The 15,108-nt window shown below is 49.8% G+C and carries 12 protein-coding genes; 11 read left to right on the top strand and 1 reads right to left on the bottom strand.

Features of this window, described 5'->3' with window-relative positions; all coding sequences use genetic code 11:
• Positions 1–74 precede the first annotated feature (74 nt).
• The 5 genes from DXA36_RS17930 to DXA36_RS17910 all read left to right on the top strand — a co-directional run bounded on the left by DXA36_RS17930 (position 75) and on the right by DXA36_RS17910 (position 9,254).
• Complete coding sequence (locus tag DXA36_RS17930; RefSeq protein WP_118680851.1) at positions 75–1,559, top strand: sulfatase; 1,485 nt, start codon at positions 75–77, stop codon at positions 1,557–1,559.
• A gap of 61 nt (positions 1,560–1,620) precedes the next feature.
• Complete coding sequence (locus DXA36_RS17925) at positions 1,621–3,498, top strand: beta-N-acetylhexosaminidase (RefSeq protein WP_118680850.1); 1,878 nt, start codon at positions 1,621–1,623, stop codon at positions 3,496–3,498.
• A complete protein-coding gene (locus tag DXA36_RS17920; RefSeq protein ID WP_118680849.1) occupies positions 3,495–6,044 on the top strand; it encodes a beta-mannosidase in 2,550 nt (849 codons plus the stop codon). Before DXA36_RS17925 ends, DXA36_RS17920 begins: the two co-directional genes overlap by 4 nt.
• Before the next feature lie 222 nt (positions 6,045–6,266).
• Positions 6,267–7,646: a diguanylate cyclase domain-containing protein gene (locus DXA36_RS17915; RefSeq protein WP_118680848.1), complete on the top strand. Its 1,380-nt coding sequence runs from the start codon at positions 6,267–6,269 to the stop codon at positions 7,644–7,646.
• Positions 7,647–7,778: 132 nt separating this feature from the next.
• On the top strand, positions 7,779–9,254 hold the full coding sequence (locus tag DXA36_RS17910; protein WP_118680847.1) for a sulfatase-like hydrolase/transferase: 1,476 nt from the start codon (positions 7,779–7,781) through the stop codon (positions 9,252–9,254).
• Positions 9,255–9,435: 181 nt separating this feature from the next.
• Here DXA36_RS17910 and DXA36_RS17905 read toward each other — a convergent pair whose 3' ends face one another.
• Entirely contained in the window at positions 9,436–10,101 is a 666-nt protein-coding gene (locus tag DXA36_RS17905; protein WP_118680846.1) for an XRE family transcriptional regulator, read from the bottom strand.
• Between the two features lie 192 nt (positions 10,102–10,293).
• Here DXA36_RS17905 and DXA36_RS33010 point away from each other — a divergent pair, with 192 nt between their 5' ends.
• The 6 genes from DXA36_RS33010 to DXA36_RS17875 all read left to right on the top strand — a co-directional run bounded on the left by DXA36_RS33010 (position 10,294) and on the right by DXA36_RS17875 (position 15,100).
• Positions 10,294–10,482 (top strand): helix-turn-helix domain-containing protein, encoded by a 189-nt coding sequence (locus DXA36_RS33010; protein WP_182479141.1) that lies wholly within the window; start codon positions 10,294–10,296, stop codon positions 10,480–10,482.
• A gap of 42 nt (positions 10,483–10,524) precedes the next feature.
• Entirely contained in the window at positions 10,525–10,890 is a 366-nt protein-coding gene (locus DXA36_RS17895) for a NifB/NifX family molybdenum-iron cluster-binding protein (RefSeq protein ID WP_118680844.1), read from the top strand.
• A gap of 115 nt (positions 10,891–11,005) precedes the next feature.
• Positions 11,006–11,167 carry a rubredoxin gene (rd, locus tag DXA36_RS17890; RefSeq protein ID WP_118680843.1) on the top strand — a complete coding sequence of 54 codons (162 nt, stop codon included), beginning with the start codon at positions 11,006–11,008 and terminating at the stop codon, positions 11,165–11,167.
• A gap of 412 nt (positions 11,168–11,579) precedes the next feature.
• A complete protein-coding gene (locus tag DXA36_RS17885) occupies positions 11,580–12,515 on the top strand; it encodes an ABC transporter permease (protein ID WP_118680842.1) in 936 nt (311 codons plus the stop codon).
• Positions 12,515–13,393, top strand: coding sequence for a carbohydrate ABC transporter permease (locus DXA36_RS17880; protein ID WP_118680841.1), 879 nt, complete (start codon positions 12,515–12,517; stop codon positions 13,391–13,393). The genes DXA36_RS17885 and DXA36_RS17880 overlap by 1 nt, the downstream gene beginning before the upstream one ends.
• A 153-nt stretch (positions 13,394–13,546) precedes the next feature.
• Positions 13,547–15,100 carry an extracellular solute-binding protein gene (locus DXA36_RS17875; RefSeq protein ID WP_118680840.1) on the top strand — a complete coding sequence of 518 codons (1,554 nt, stop codon included), beginning with the start codon at positions 13,547–13,549 and terminating at the stop codon, positions 15,098–15,100.
• Positions 15,101–15,108: the final 8 nt, after the last annotated feature.

Below are 15,108 nucleotides of genomic sequence, written 5' to 3'. Positions count from 1 at the left end.
GAGGGGCACAGGACGGGGCGGCAAAGGCAGCCGCACAGGGAACCGGTAACAGCTAAAAGAAAAGGAGAGAAAAAATGCGTGTAATTATGTTTGACATCGACACCCTGCGGGCGGATCATATGGGGTGTTACGGTTATGGGAGGGATACGACGCCGGTTATGGACAGCGTGGCGGCAGAGGGGGTGTGTTTTGACCGGTATTATTGTCCCAATGCGCCCTGTCTGCCTTCACGGGCTTCGCTGATATCAGGGCAGTACGGCATCCATAACGGGATCGTGGGACACGGCGGCACTGCCGCGGATATGAGGCTGCAGGGCAGCAGCCGGAGCTTTACGGATGAAATGTCGGAAAACGGCTTGTTCATGCAGTTTCGAAGGGCCGGCTTCCATACCGTATCCTTTTCCACTTTTGCGGAGCGTCATTCCGCCTGGTGGTTCAATGCGGGCTTTAACGAGTGCTTCAATGTGGGGAAACGGGGCGGTGAATCGGCGGAGATGGTGACGCCTCATGTGCTGGACTGGCTGGAGCGTAACGGCTCCGGGGATAACTGGATGCTGCATGTACACTACTGGGATCCCCATACCCCATACCGGACGCCGGCGGATTATGAAAGCCGGTTCCAGGGGACGCCGCTGCCGGACGACTGGATTACGGAGGAGATATTCGAAGAGCATCTGCTGCATATCGGTCCTCACGGGGCAAACGAGATCAATATGTGGAATGACGATACCTTTGAACAATGGCCCAAGCATCCGGGGAGGCTGCAGACGAAAGAGGAGGCAAAGCATGTAATAGATCTGTATGACGATGGTGTGCGGTATACGGATGAGAATATCGGAAAGATTCTGGATTACCTGAAGGAAAAAGGTCTCTATGATGAAGAACTGGCGATCATCATCACTGCGGATCACGGGGAGGATTTGGGTGAATTCGGCGTTTACGGCGAGCATGGCATGGCGGATGAACCGGTGTGCCGTATCCCTATGATCCTGAAATGGCCCGGTGTGGAGGGCGGAAGGCATGTGGGAGGTTTCCATGACAACGTGGATCTGCTGCCGACCATACAGGAGCTGCTGGGAACGGAACGGTTCGGAAACTACCGTTATGACGGTGTTTCCTTTGCGGGCACGCTCCGGGAGGGAACAGACTGCTCCAGGTCCTTTGCGATACTCACCCAGTGCGCCCATGTGTGCCAGAGAAGCGCGCGTTTTGACAACTATGTATACATCCGCACCATACACGGAGGCTACCATCTGCTTCCGGATGAAATGTTGTTCGACGTGGAAGCGGATCCCCATGAGCTGCATAATCTGGCGCCGGAACGCCCGGATCTGTGTGCGAAGGGGGCTAAGCTGATACTGGACTGGAATGATGCCATGATGAAAACGTCGGCATATGATGTGGATCCTATGTGGACGGTGATGCGGGAAGGCGGGCCGGAGCACTGCAGGGGGAATTTGCAAAGCTATATGGAAAGGCTGCAGGGAACACCCAGGGAATACGGAATTGCATTATTGTTGGAAAAATATGCAAACGATTTGGACAGATCTGCACGGTAACAGTCCAGGTTTGCCTGCCTGTTGCAGCATAGAAAGGATTCGAATAAAAGGAGAAAAAATTATGTATTTTATACCACAGCCCATGAAAGTGGAATATAAGGATTCCGGGGAAGAGCAGAAGTCGTTTGTCCTGTCGTACCGCAGCTATCTGGTATTGGATCCCTCCTGCGGGGAAAAGCTTACGGGACAGGCGGGGCTTGTTCAGAAAGCGCTGGAGGAAAAGCTGGGTTTTGGCCTGGCTTTGACAAGAGGGGAAGGCCGGAGAGGCGATGTGATTTTAGAGCAATGCCCGCAGATGGAAAGAGAAGAGTACCATTTGACGGTTGATGAAGGAAATGTACGTATCTGCGGAGGAGAAGCGGGTGTCTGGTATGGCTGCCAGACGCTTCTGCAGATGGTGGAGCAATGCGGGGCAGTGCTGCCTTTTGCAGTGATAGAGGACAGGCCGGACATCCCCAACAGGGGCTTTTACCATGATGTTACAAGAGGCCGTGTCCCGAAGCTTTCTTTCCTGAAAAAAATGGCCGACCGGATGGCATATTATAAGATGAACCAGCTGCAGCTGTATATAGAACATACCTTTCTTTTCCGGGATTTCAGTGAGATATGGCGGGATGATACACCCCTGACGGCCGCTGAAATCCTGGAGCTGGATCATTACTGCGCGGAAAGGGGGATTGAGCTGGTGCCTTCCCTTTCCTGCTTCGGCCATCTTTATAAAGTGCTTAGTTCCAGGGGGTATTCCCATCTGTGTGAACTGGAAGGGGCACAGGAGATGCCCTTTTCCCTGCGGGGGAGGATGCACCACCATACCATCAATGTGACGGATCCGGAAAGCCTTTCTTTCATCAAGGGGAAAATAAAGGAGTTCATGCCTCTTTTTACCTCCAGACAGTTTAATATCTGTGCGGACGAAACCTTTGACCTGGGAAAAGGGAAGAGCGCAGCCGCGGCTGCGGAAAAGGGCGTGGATCGGATTTACATAGATTTTGTGAAAGCGCTGTGCGAATTCCTGGTGGAGAACGGCAGACGGCCTATGTTCTGGGGGGATATTATCTGCGGCTTCCCGGAGATGATTAAGGAGCTTCCGAAGGAAACCATATGTCTGAACTGGGGGTATGCGAAGTACCAGAGGGAGGACGAGACCAGGTGGCTTTCGGACGCCGGAGCGGTGCAGTACAGCTGCCCGGGTGCCTGCGGCTGGAACCAGTTCGTTTATCTCATAGAAAATTCCTATGAAAATATCCGGCGTATGTGCAGCTATGCGGCCAAATACCATTCCATCGGCGTCCTTAACACGGACTGGGGGGATTTCCTTCATGTAAACCATCCGGAATTGGGGATTGTGGGCATGATATACGGGGCGGCTTTTTCCTGGAACGGGAAGATACCTGCTTTTGAAGAAATCAACAGGCAGATCTCCCGGCTGGAGTTCGGGGATGAAAAAGAGCAGTTTGTGGGTATTGCCGCCTCCGCTGCCGGGGAAAGCGCCTTTGCATGGGAAACGGCCATACGGTTTAAGGAGTTGGGAGAGGTTCCGGAATTCACGGAAGATCATAAGGCCTACATCGCGGAGCATTTGGGGGAGATGGAGGATGTGGACGGGAAAAACCGGAGGCTTTCAGAGATCAGCCGGAAGCTTTACGGATGTATTGTGCATATGGAAGCCGGAAAAGCAAAACTGGTGAAGCCCTATCTGGTGGCGGTGGATGCCATACGGCTGTTTAACGAGCTGGGGAAGGTGGTTACCTCAAGGAATTACGGCCTTTCCTATGAGCAGCAGCCGGATGCCTGGCAGCTGGCGGAGGAACTGGAAAACTGGCTGTATCATTACAAAGAAATATACCGCAGGGTGAGCAAGGAATCGGAGCTTTCCCGTATCCAGGAGCTTATTGTCTGGTATGGGGATTACCTGCGGGCAGAGGAGGGAAAAGGATGACGGAAAAAACCTTGCATACGGGCTGGAAAATGCGGCGTTTGGGAGAAATGGAGTGGCTGCCTGCCGCCGTGCCCGGCAGTGTCTACGGCGATCTGCTTGCCGCGGGCAGGATGGAGGATCCTTTCTGGAAGGATAACGAGGACAAGGCTCTTGCGCTGATGGAATATGATTACGAATATTCCATGCAGTTTGACTGTCCGGAGGAGATTCGGGAAAAGGACAGGATCCTTCTGCGCTTTGACGGTCTGGATACCATTGCGGATGTTTATCTGAACGGGGAGCATTTAGGAAATGCGTACAGTATGCACCGGATCTGGGAATATGACTGCAGAGAGCGGGTAAAACCTACGGAAAACGAACTGAAGGTGGTGCTGCACTCCCCCAATCAATATATCCGGGAGGCGTTCCGGGAATGCCGCACACTGGGGAATGACGATACGCTGGAGGGATTTGTCCATATCCGGAAGGCCCATTATATGTTCGGCTGGGATTGGGGTGCCCATCTGCCGGATGCCGGTATTTTCCGTCCGGTGACCCTGCTGGGGATAGACAGGGGGCGTATTGATAATGTCCTGATCCTGCAGGAGCATGAACGGGTTCCGGAGGCGGACAGCGACAGGGCGATAGCCGCTCTCGGCAACCGCTGCGTCAGCCGGGTGAGACTTCAGCTGCAGGTGACGGAAGAAACGGCAGGGATTACGGACGGAGTGCCGAAGCGGATGGATGTTACGGGAGGCCGCGTGTTCGGAGGCTGCGGGCAGCATATGAGCTACACGGCTGCGATCACCGCTCCCGACGGGACCAGAACGGTTTATGAGGATTCTCCCAGGGAAATCATAATAGAGAATCCGAAGCTGTGGTGGCCTAACGGCTATGGCGCCCAGGATCTGTATACGGTAAAGGTGAGCCTGTATTCCGACGGCCGGGAAATAGACAGCTGGGAGAAGCGAATCGGCCTGCGCACCATGACTATGCGCAGGGAAAAGGACGAATGGGGAGAAAGCTTCGCCCATGAGGTAAACGGCGTCGCGGTGTTCGCCATGGGAGCGGATTATATCCCGGAGGACAATCTTCTGGGAAGAGTGACACCTGAAACCACGAGGAAGCTGCTGGAGAAAGCCAGGTTTGCCAATTTCAATGCCATCCGGGTATGGGGCGGCGGCTATTATCCAAGCGACTGGTTTTATGATATCTGTGATGAGCTGGGCCTTATGGTCTGGCAGGACTTCATGTTTGCCTGTGCGGTATACGAGCTGACACCGGCTTTTGAAGCCAACATACGCCAGGAATTTATCGAAAATGTCAAACGGATCCGCCATCACGCCTCAATGGGGCTTTGGTGCGGAAATAATGAAATGGAACAGTTTGTTTTTGAACGCAACAGCTGGCTCACCAAGGCCAGTGAGGTGCGGGATTATTTCCTGATGTTTGAGCGGATTATCCCGGAGATTGTGCATACCTATGATCCCCAGGCCTTTTACTGGCCGGCCAGCCCGTCCTCGGGCGGCTGCCTGGACGAGCCGAACGATCCGGATCGGGGCGACGTGCATTATTGGGCGGTCTGGCACGGCAACAAGCCGTTTTCCGAATACAGGAAGTATTTTTTCCGGTACGCCTCCGAATTCGGTTTCCAGGCATTCCCGTCCGTCAAGACTATGGAAACCTTTACGGATGATCCGGAGGATTATAATGCGTTCTCGTATATTTGTGAGAAGCATCAGCGCCAGTACAGTGCCAATGGGAAAATTATGGGGTATATGCAGCAGACCTACAAATACCCATCCGGTTTTGATACCTTTATTTATGCTTCCCAGCTGCTGCAGGCGGATGCCATCCGTTACGGCGTAGAGCACTTCCGGCGCAACCGGGGACGCTGTATGGGGGCCATATACTGGCAGCTGAACGACTGCTGGCCCGTGGTTTCCTGGTCCAGCGTGGACTATACCGGCAGGCTCAAGGCACTGCATTATTATGCGAAGCGTTTCTTTGCGCCCATCCTGCTGTCCTGTGAAGAACAGGGGATGATGAGCGCGGAAGCTAACATGAACCGGGAGCATTTTGCATTTGAGAAATCCATCCGTCTCAACGTAGCCAATGAAACCATGCATGAGGCGTTGGTTACGGTGCGGTGGGCCTTACGCACACCCGCAGCAAAAATCTGCAGAAGCGGCGAGGAAAGCCTATCCGTCCCCGCACTTACCAGCGTCTGGCTGGATAAGATCCTTTTCCCGGAAGCGGATCTGCGCACCAATTATGTGAGTTATGAAATGGAAATGGACGGCGTGATCCTCTCGGAAGGCACGGTTAATTTCTCCTATCCCAAATATTTCGCTTACCAGGATCCCGGGCTTACCTGCGAGGTGGATCGGGACGTGATTACCGTTAAGGCGCAGGCTTATGCGAAAAGCGTGGAAATACGGAATGAAGCGGATGATCTGGTGCTGTCCGATAACTTTTTTGATATGAATGCCGGCGTGCGGCAGATTCAGATTCTGGAAGGGAAGGCGGATAAACTTTCGCTGCGCAGTGTGTATGATATTAAGTGATGGATTCGGCAGGGAAGCGGAATGTTTTCTGCAGGAAGACGGTATTTACATCCGGCCCGTGAAAATTTTCATCAGGAATGATAACGATACATGAGATAGAATATGAGAAAAGGCGGCCGTTAGCGGGCGGCCTTTTCTTGTTGAATATTTGGGCGATAGCTTGCTAATTCCATATGAAAAAGGTAAAATAAAAAGTAACAGTTTAAGGGCGGAGGGATATGGATGACAGACGAAGAACAGATCGCGCAGGTATTCCGGGATTTTGAAGACGGCGGGCTGGTATCAAAGGATATAGGGAAGGTTCTTCGGTGTGTGGCCGGCAGCGTAATCGGGATAGGAATAGGGGAACAGGGATTTGTCAATTCCAGGGATCAGATACGGGAAATTTTTGAGAAAGGTCTGCGGGAGGCGGATATCGCTGTTTATTCCCTGGACTATGACAACATGGAGGTGCTGGTACATCAGGGCCGGTTTGCCAATGCCTGCGGTGCGATCAGTATCCGGAGGGAAGAAAACGGCAGTGTTATGACGAGCAGGCTTTTGCAGACCCTCGTATTCATCAAGGAAGACGGAGAATGGAAAATATGCGGGCTTCATGCATCGGCACCTATCGCAACGGAAGAAAATATGGAGGCATATCCGTTAAAGATAGCGGAAAAGCTGCTGTGCAGCCTGCGGGAGGAAATCGGTGAAAAGGCCTTTCTGGCGGAAGAACAGTTCCAGAAAGCGGTGCTTGCGGATACGATTGCATTTTATATTATCAATTTTACGAAAAACTGTTTTGAGAAGTGCCAGGTGAATGAAGAACTGTGTGCCTATGTGGAGCCGGGTACTCCTTTTGAGAAATTTGTTCAGGATAATATTTATAACTATGTCATTGACAAAGACTGCCCCGCTTTTTTGAACAGGCTTTCCCTGGAAAATATCAGGGAAGCCATCCGCAAAAACGAAAAGGAAATCAGCTGCGAATACCGGCTGCAGCGTCCCGATGGCAAAGCTTTCTGGGCGGTGACGGTAATCCGGCTGATTACAGACGGTGTGACCGGCGATTCGAAAGGAATTATGTATGTAAAGGATATTGATAAGCAGAAACGCCGGGAAATGGAGATGCGCAGCAGGGCGGAACGCGACGATATGACTTCCTTTTATAAAAAGGCGGCATTTGTCGCATGTGTGGAAAAACTGCAGGAGGGGCAGGAGAAGGGACAAGGGGCCTTTTTCATGCTGGATATCGACAATTTCAAGGCCATCAACGATACCTGGGGGCATCCGTTCGGGGATCACATTTTAGTGGCTGTGGCGGACATTATAAAAGACGTGTTTGGGGAGAACGGTGTCTGCGGAAGGCTGGGAGGTGATGAGTTCGGGGTATTTGTTACCGGGAGAAGCGCAAAGGAGCTGGAGAAGAAGGAAGCGGCGGAGCTGATGGAGCGGCTCGGGCAGATCCGGACGCCGGAGCAGACCTCTTTTCCGGTATCCTGCAGCATAGGGATAGCGGATGCACCCTGCGGCTGTTCCTTTGAACTTCTGTACCGGCAGGCGGATCAGGCTCTGTACCGTTCCAAACAGAAGGGGAAGAGGCGCTGTACCGTATTTACGTAACCGGTCAGGCCGGTCTGCCCATCTGCTGCCCGAACCGTAAGAAAGGCAGGCCTGCTTGCCCCCGGACGAAGGGTTGTGATACTATGGATACAGGAAACGAACGATTACAATGAAAAATCAGGGAGGAAAATAATGAGCAGAAGAAAGGTTTTATTTCTGATGACCGATTCCCAGAGGGCAGACATGGTGGGCTGCTACGGGAATCCGGATATGCATACGCCGAATCTGGACAGGCTGGCGGCAGAAGGGATCCGCTTTGATAAAGCGTATACCACCCAGCCCCTGTGCCAGCCGGCCAGGGCGGGTATCTTTTTGGGGTGCTATCCCCATTCCTGTGCATCCTGGTCCAATTCCATGGGGGTATCGGGAAATGTGCAGAGCATAGGAAAGCGCTTGTCCGATCACGGGATACATACGGCTTATATCGGCAAATGGCATCTGGACGGGGGCGACTATTTCGGACTGGGCAGGTGCCCGGAGGGCTGGGACACAAATTACTGGTATGATATGAGAAATTACCTGGAGGAGCTGACCCCGGAGGAACGATTGTTGTCCAGAAGGACCGACAGTATTGAAAAATATGATATCAAAGAGGAATTCACCTTCGGCCACCGGGTGGCGGACAGGGCGATTGACTTCCTGAAAAACTACAACGATGAGGATTTCTTCTGCGTGGCATCCTTTGATGAGCCTCACGGCCCCTTCCTTTGCCCGAAGAAGTACGTGGACATGTATGCGGATTATAAGCTGCCGCGGCCGAAGAATTTTGACGATACGCTTGCGGACAAGCCGGAATTCCAGAGGCTGTGGGCAAAGCCCTTCCGCCATTTGACACAGGATCCGCAATTCCGGGCATCCCATAAGGAATTTTTCGGGTGCAATTCCTATGTGGACTATGAGATCGGAAGGGTGCTGGAGGCAGCGGAAACCTATGCGCCGGACGCAGTCATTATCTATACCTCGGATCATGGGGATATGCTGTTTTCCCATTCCCTGATCGGAAAAGGCCCGGCACCTTATGAAGAGAATGCCCGTATCCCGCTCCTGATCAAAGGTTTTGGCAGCAGGGTGGACGAGAACCCGGTATCCCATATCAATCTGGCACCCGCTGTTTTCGAGATGATGGGCATTGACGTCCCGAAGGCATTTGAAGGGAAGAGCCTGTATCCCGAGCTGAAGGACGGCAGCGTGCGTGTGAATGACCACATTTTTGTGGAATACGGCAGGTATGAGGTGGATCACGACGGGTTTGGTTCCTTTCAGCCTATGCGCTGTATATTTGACGGCAGATATAAGCTGATAGTCAATCTGCTGGATACGGATGAGATGTATGATCTGCAGGAGGATCCGGATGAAATGGTAAATCTGATTCAGGAAGAAGGCGTGAGCGGTATCCGTGACCGGTTACATGAAGCGCTGATTGACCAGATGTACCGGACCAGGGATCCATTCCGTTCCTATCATTGGGAGGATCGGCCCTGGCACAGAATGGAACGTGACTGGGACAGCCGCCATATGACCAGACAGAGGGAAAATGAAGAGTATGAACCCAGGCAGCTGGATTATGATACGGGACTGCCGATGGAAACGGCGGCCAGGAGAAAATAGAAAACAGCTATAAAAAGGGAGGAAGCCAGTACCCTAGGGGTACTGGCTTGAGTTATGAAAAAGAGTATCTATATTGAAAAAGCGTTATTGGCTTTCTGTGATTATAGGATACCTTATAATTGTGACCTTTTTGTGTTATACGATTGAAGTTTCTGTGAAGTAAAACGAAAGAATTTACTAATTATTTATGAAAAAAAGGGGAAGATTTCAGGCGCACATATTGGATGGCGTTAAGAGATACCTTTCCCACAACCCTAAGATCGGCTGTGGCGTCCCTGGCAATCAGATAGGAAGAATAATCCGGATTAAAAGGAATGAGCTCGATCCTGTTTACATACAGCTTTATCATGCGGCAGACGGTTTTCCCGTCTGCCATAAATATACCAATTTCGCCGGAATCCAAATCCGTATGAGGGATAATTTCCAGGAACTCCTGGTTTTTTATGACTGGTTCCATACTGCCATCATCTGCAAATAACACATATGCTACCAATCTGTTGTAAGACGAAACGAAACCGGGAACCGCATCGTCTGCACAGGAGACCGGAAATTTCGAAACGGAACCAATGACAGGAATATTCCGCAGGACTTCCTTGGTATCCGCAGCTGTTTTTATTGTATGGTTAATTTCCGGATTTTCGGTGCGACCAAGTAGATAATCAACAGAACAGGAAAGAGAATCGGCGATTTTCGCAAGATTGTCGGCCTTTACCATGGAACCACGTGAGAGCATGGAGGAAATCGTATTTTTGCTCAACCCGCTGCTTGCCAACATATCCTTTTGCTGCAAATTTTTTTCCTTTAAAATCTTATTAATACGTTCGGCTACTTTTGCAGACTCGTACATAGGAAACTCCTTTATTGTATATAAGTAATGGTTACAATTCAGCCTGTGTTCAGCATTTCCTGTCTGATTTGTAACTTTAATCCAACAAATGAGATACCAAATATTTACAATCCATCATTTGTGGGATATACTGTTATTGTGGTAATATATAAACATATTACCACAGTAATAAACGGGAAAGAAGGGAAAATTATGTCTGTTGGAGAAAATATCAAGAAAAGACGGGAAGAAAAGGGGCTGAGTCAGATGGAGCTGGCCAGCGCTATCGGGGTAGGGCAGTCCTATTTATCACAGATTGAAAGAGGCACCAAGGCGGCGTCCATACAGCTTGGCAAAGAAATAGCTGAAATACTGGATTGTACGCTGGATGATTTGGCGTAGTACCGACTTGATGAATCGATGGAGAGATAGGAGGCACAAAAGATGAAGATTGCCGTTGCAAGCACCGGAAACCATGTAGCCAGGCATTTTGCCCTGTGCGAAAAATTTTGTATTTTTACGGTTTACAGCGGAAAAATAACAAAAGAATCAGAAATCTCGAACCCCGGATTCCGTCCGGCAGAAATACCGGCATATCTGGAAAGCCAGAAAGTGAATGTGGTACTCTGCGGCAGCCTGGGCAGCCAGACGGAAGAGCTTTTACATAAAAAAAGGATAGAAACCAAAACAGGCATAATTGGGGAATCCCGTACGGTGGCATTGGATTATCTAAGACAGATCCGTAACAGAAAAGAAGAGGACGGGGCTGGCGGTATGGAGAAAGAATCGGATGGAGTTTGTTTCAAATAAAGCTGAAAATAAAGCCGTGAATTTTACGGATGGATTGTAATATATATTTCTTTTTGTTATAATACTACATATTGTGGTTAAAATATTATAACTGAGAAAGGAACAGGTGAGTAGAATGAGTAAGTATGTTTGTGATGTTTGCGGTTATATTTATGATCCCGAGCTGGGAGATCCGGATAACGGAATCGCACCCGGAACCGCATTTGAAGCTATCGGGGACGATTGGGTATGCCCTCTGTGCGGCGTGGGCAAGGATCAGTTCTCTGTAACGGAATAAGTTAATAACAAAAGAGGTTACTAACAAAAGAGGTTACTAACAAAAGAGGTTACTAACAAAAGGAAGCCCATAACAAAAGAAAGAACGGCGTCTGCATTTACAGTGCAGGCGCTTTTTTTATGTCCCGGGGAGGATGATTGTGACCGGGGCGGAATGAAAATGGGTTAAATGGTATATTGAGTATAAAATAAGATTTATTTGGTATATGTCTTGAAAATGCACAAGGTAAATGTTATTTTATTTACATAATAAATAAGAGTATGTATCGGATATTAAAGGGGGAACGCAATTATGTCTAAAAATATACCTGATTTGTTACTGTTTCAGTCAGGATTTATAAAAAGGATATATGGTATGAATGGTATGTTATGACAGCTACGGTATATTGTGAATTGCATAAGGGAGAGAGGATATGGCAAAAGAGAAAAAGAAAAAATACAATATCATTACGGACGTACGGAAGAACAAGGTATCGTATGCGATGCTGATCCCGGCGGCGCTGTATACATTAATTTTTGGTTACTTTACGATTCCCTATATGGTGATTGCCTTTGAAAAATTCAGTTTTAAAAAAGGGATTTTCGGAAGCAAATGGGTGGGGCTTAAGAATTTCGAGTTTTTCTTTAAATCCCAGGACGCGGGACTGATAATCGGGAACACGGTGAAGCTGAATCTGCTGTTTCTGCTGTTTACCATAACGGCGGCGGTGACCCTGGCGATTATGATAAATGAGATCCGGAATAAATATTTTAAAAAAGTGGCCCAGTCCACGTACCTGCTTCCCTATTTCCTTTCCTGGATTATTGTGAATTACATCCTTTACGGAATTATCGGAAGCAAATATGGCCTGCTGAACCATATCCTCACGTTCTTCGGTGGGAAGCCGATCAACTTTTATAACGAACCGAAGTATTGGACAATCATTCTGGTTATCCTGAAGGTGTGGAAGGATTTGGGGATGAATATGGTTATCTATCTGGCGACCATCACCGGTTTTGATGAAGAACTTTATGATGCGGCGGCGGTGGACGGCGCAAGCCGGTGGCAGATGTGCAGGAGAATCACCATTCCCATGCTGATGCCTACCGTGATTATGCTGGGGATCATTTCCGTGGGAAAGGTGTTCTATGGGGATTTCGGTATGATTTACGCCCTGGTAGGGGATAACGGGGTGCTTTACCATAAGACGGATGTTATCGATACCTATGTATTCCGTACCCTGCGGACAACGGGGAATCCGTCCCAGGCCATGGCGATCAGCCTTTTCCAGGCAGTTATGGGATTTATCTGTGTATGGGGTTCCAATTTTCTGGCTAAGAAGAAATTTACGGAAGGAGCGTTGTTCTGATGAAAAAAAAGAAATTCTCATGGGGAAAGACCCTGATTTATCTGTGCACCTCGCTGACGGCGGCCTTCTGTGTCCTTCCGCTGCTGCTTATCTTCATTGTTTCGTTTACCAAGGAATCCGCGATTGTAAGAAACGGCTATTCCTTTTTCCCCCAGGAGGTGACCCTGGAGGCTTATGCCATGCTGTTTGAGAATGGGGCGGAGGTATTAAGGTGCTACGGGAATTCCATTTTTGTTACCGCGGTTGGTACGGTACTGGCGGTGATGATTACGGCGATGGCCTCCTATTCCCTGGCCAACCCTTCCGTGAAATACAGGAACGGGATCGCCATGTTTTTCTTTGTGACCATGGTGTTCAACGGAGGTATGGTACCCTGGTATATGATTTGCAAAAAAATAGGGCTTTCCGAAAATTATCTGGCTCTTTTGATCCCTAATCTGATATTTACGCCTTTTAACCTCTTTCTGGTACGTAACTATATGAGTGAGATACCAACGTCCCTGATGGAATCCGCGAAGCTGGACGGGGCCAATGACGGACAGGTGGCCTTTACGATTTATTTTCCCCTGTGCAAACCGATTCTGGCTACGGTGGGCCTGTTTTACGGAATCGCTTACTGGAACGACTGGTGGAACTCCATCATGCTGGTATCCGACGCCAAGTATTATCCGATCCAGTACTATCTGATGAAGCTCAAATCGGATTTGAATTTTATGAGGAACCTGCAGAGCGCCGGGGTTGCCGGAGGCGGCTTTACCCCGACGGAGTCCCTGCAGATGGCTACCGCGGTGGTCACCATCGGCCCGATTATCCTGTTATATCCGTTTTTACAAAAATACATAGTGAAAGGTCTGGTTATAGGAGGTGTTAAGGGATAGGGCGTATGTAAACATGCCCGGGGAAAAGCAAACGCACAAAACAACCTTCCGCGGAAAGCGGAAAAAAAGGAGCCGTTCAGAACTGACCGGACGGTTCCAAAAGGAAAAAGCGGCAGCGGCCGCAGAAATGTCAAAAGACATAAGGAGGTACTTATGAAGAGAGTATTAGCGTTGGTTTTATGTGCATGCATGTCTTTCACATTGCTTGCAGGCTGTGGAAACACGGCAAAGGAAACGGCGTCAGAGGCGCCGGCAGCGGCAGAGAGCGCCGCGGGAGAGAGTACGGCGGCAGAAGGCACCGGGGAAGCGGAGAGCGCCAAACCGGAAGCCTCGGGAGAGAAAACAGTGATCACCTATCTGCGTCCCGGTACGGAGGTGGATCATAATGCGGAGCTTGTGCAGGCCATCAACGACAAGCTGGATGCGGACGGAACGGGCCTGGAGCTGAATATCATGTATATTCCTTCCGATGTGTTCCAGGACAAGCTGAATATGATGCTGTCCTCCGGCGAAGAGTTTGATCTGCTGTGCATTATGGAGGATCAGAAGCCCTTCACCTCATTTATCGCCAATGAAGGGATCGTTCCGATAACGGAATATGTGAATGCAAGCGAAAACCTGAAACGGGTGATTCCCGATTATATGTGGGAATCCGCAACCATGAACGGGGACATTTATACGATTCCCGCCAACTGGTGTGAAACCGCGGATCAGAACAACTGTATAACTATAAGACGGGAAAAGCTGGAAGAATACGGCCTGGAGGATCCGCAGACCATGGATGATCTGCTGCATATGTGCGAGGTATTCACGGAAAACTGGGACGGCGAGAATAAGCCGGTGGTAATCCCCATGTTTAAAGAGCCTTTTACCTATCTGTTCCGCACACTGGATACCTATCCCTTTACCGTACAGAAGGATTTGATTTTTATCGACCAGGAAGGCAACGTAAAGAACTGGATGGAAACCGATGAGTTCAAGCAGTGTGCCCAGTTTTTCAGAAAGCTTTATGAAGGCGGCTATGTTCCTGAGGACGTGCTTTCTTCCGGCTGGTCAAGCTGGAACACCATGCTGACCGGTGATTTCATCTGGGTTGATCAGTGCCAGCTTTGGGACACGGAAGAAGTATGGAAGGAAAGGATCCCGGGCGTTGAACTGGATTCCATTTATCTGAACCAGGATGCAAAGCAGTTCCGTCCTAACTCCTTCCGGAATGACACGGCGGTTTCCGCTACCTCCGAACACCCGGAAGAAGCAGTTAAATTTATGGACTGGGTATATTCCTCCCAGGAAAATTACGACCTGATGGTATACGGTGTGGAAGGCCTTACCTGGACGGACGAAGGGGAAAAATCATACAGCAAGATCGATCCCGCCTTTGAGTTCAATGCGGACTGGATGATCGGCAATATGGAATATGAAAGATACCAGAAGGGAACCTATGACAAGTTCATTGAAATCATGGGCGAGGAAAAACCGGATGCGGAAAACAGCATCGTGCTGAACTTCACCTTTGATCCCACCAACGTGGCCGACGAGTATGCGAACTGCCAGGCAGAAGTGGTGCAGAGCATTTATCCCATCAAGCTGGGCCTGGTATCCTATGAGGAAGGCTATGAAGCGGCCCTGTCCAGGATGAAAGCGGCAGGAATCGACAAGGTTGTGGAAGAATACCAGAGACAGGTTAACGAATATCTTGGAAAGTAAGCCGTTCC

This window comes from Eisenbergiella sp. OF01-20, from assembly GCF_003478085.1.
Classification (GTDB): domain Bacteria; phylum Bacillota; class Clostridia; order Lachnospirales; family Lachnospiraceae; genus Eisenbergiella.
Note: the sequence above shows the minus strand (reverse complement) of the source record. Positions and strands in the feature narration are given on the sequence as shown.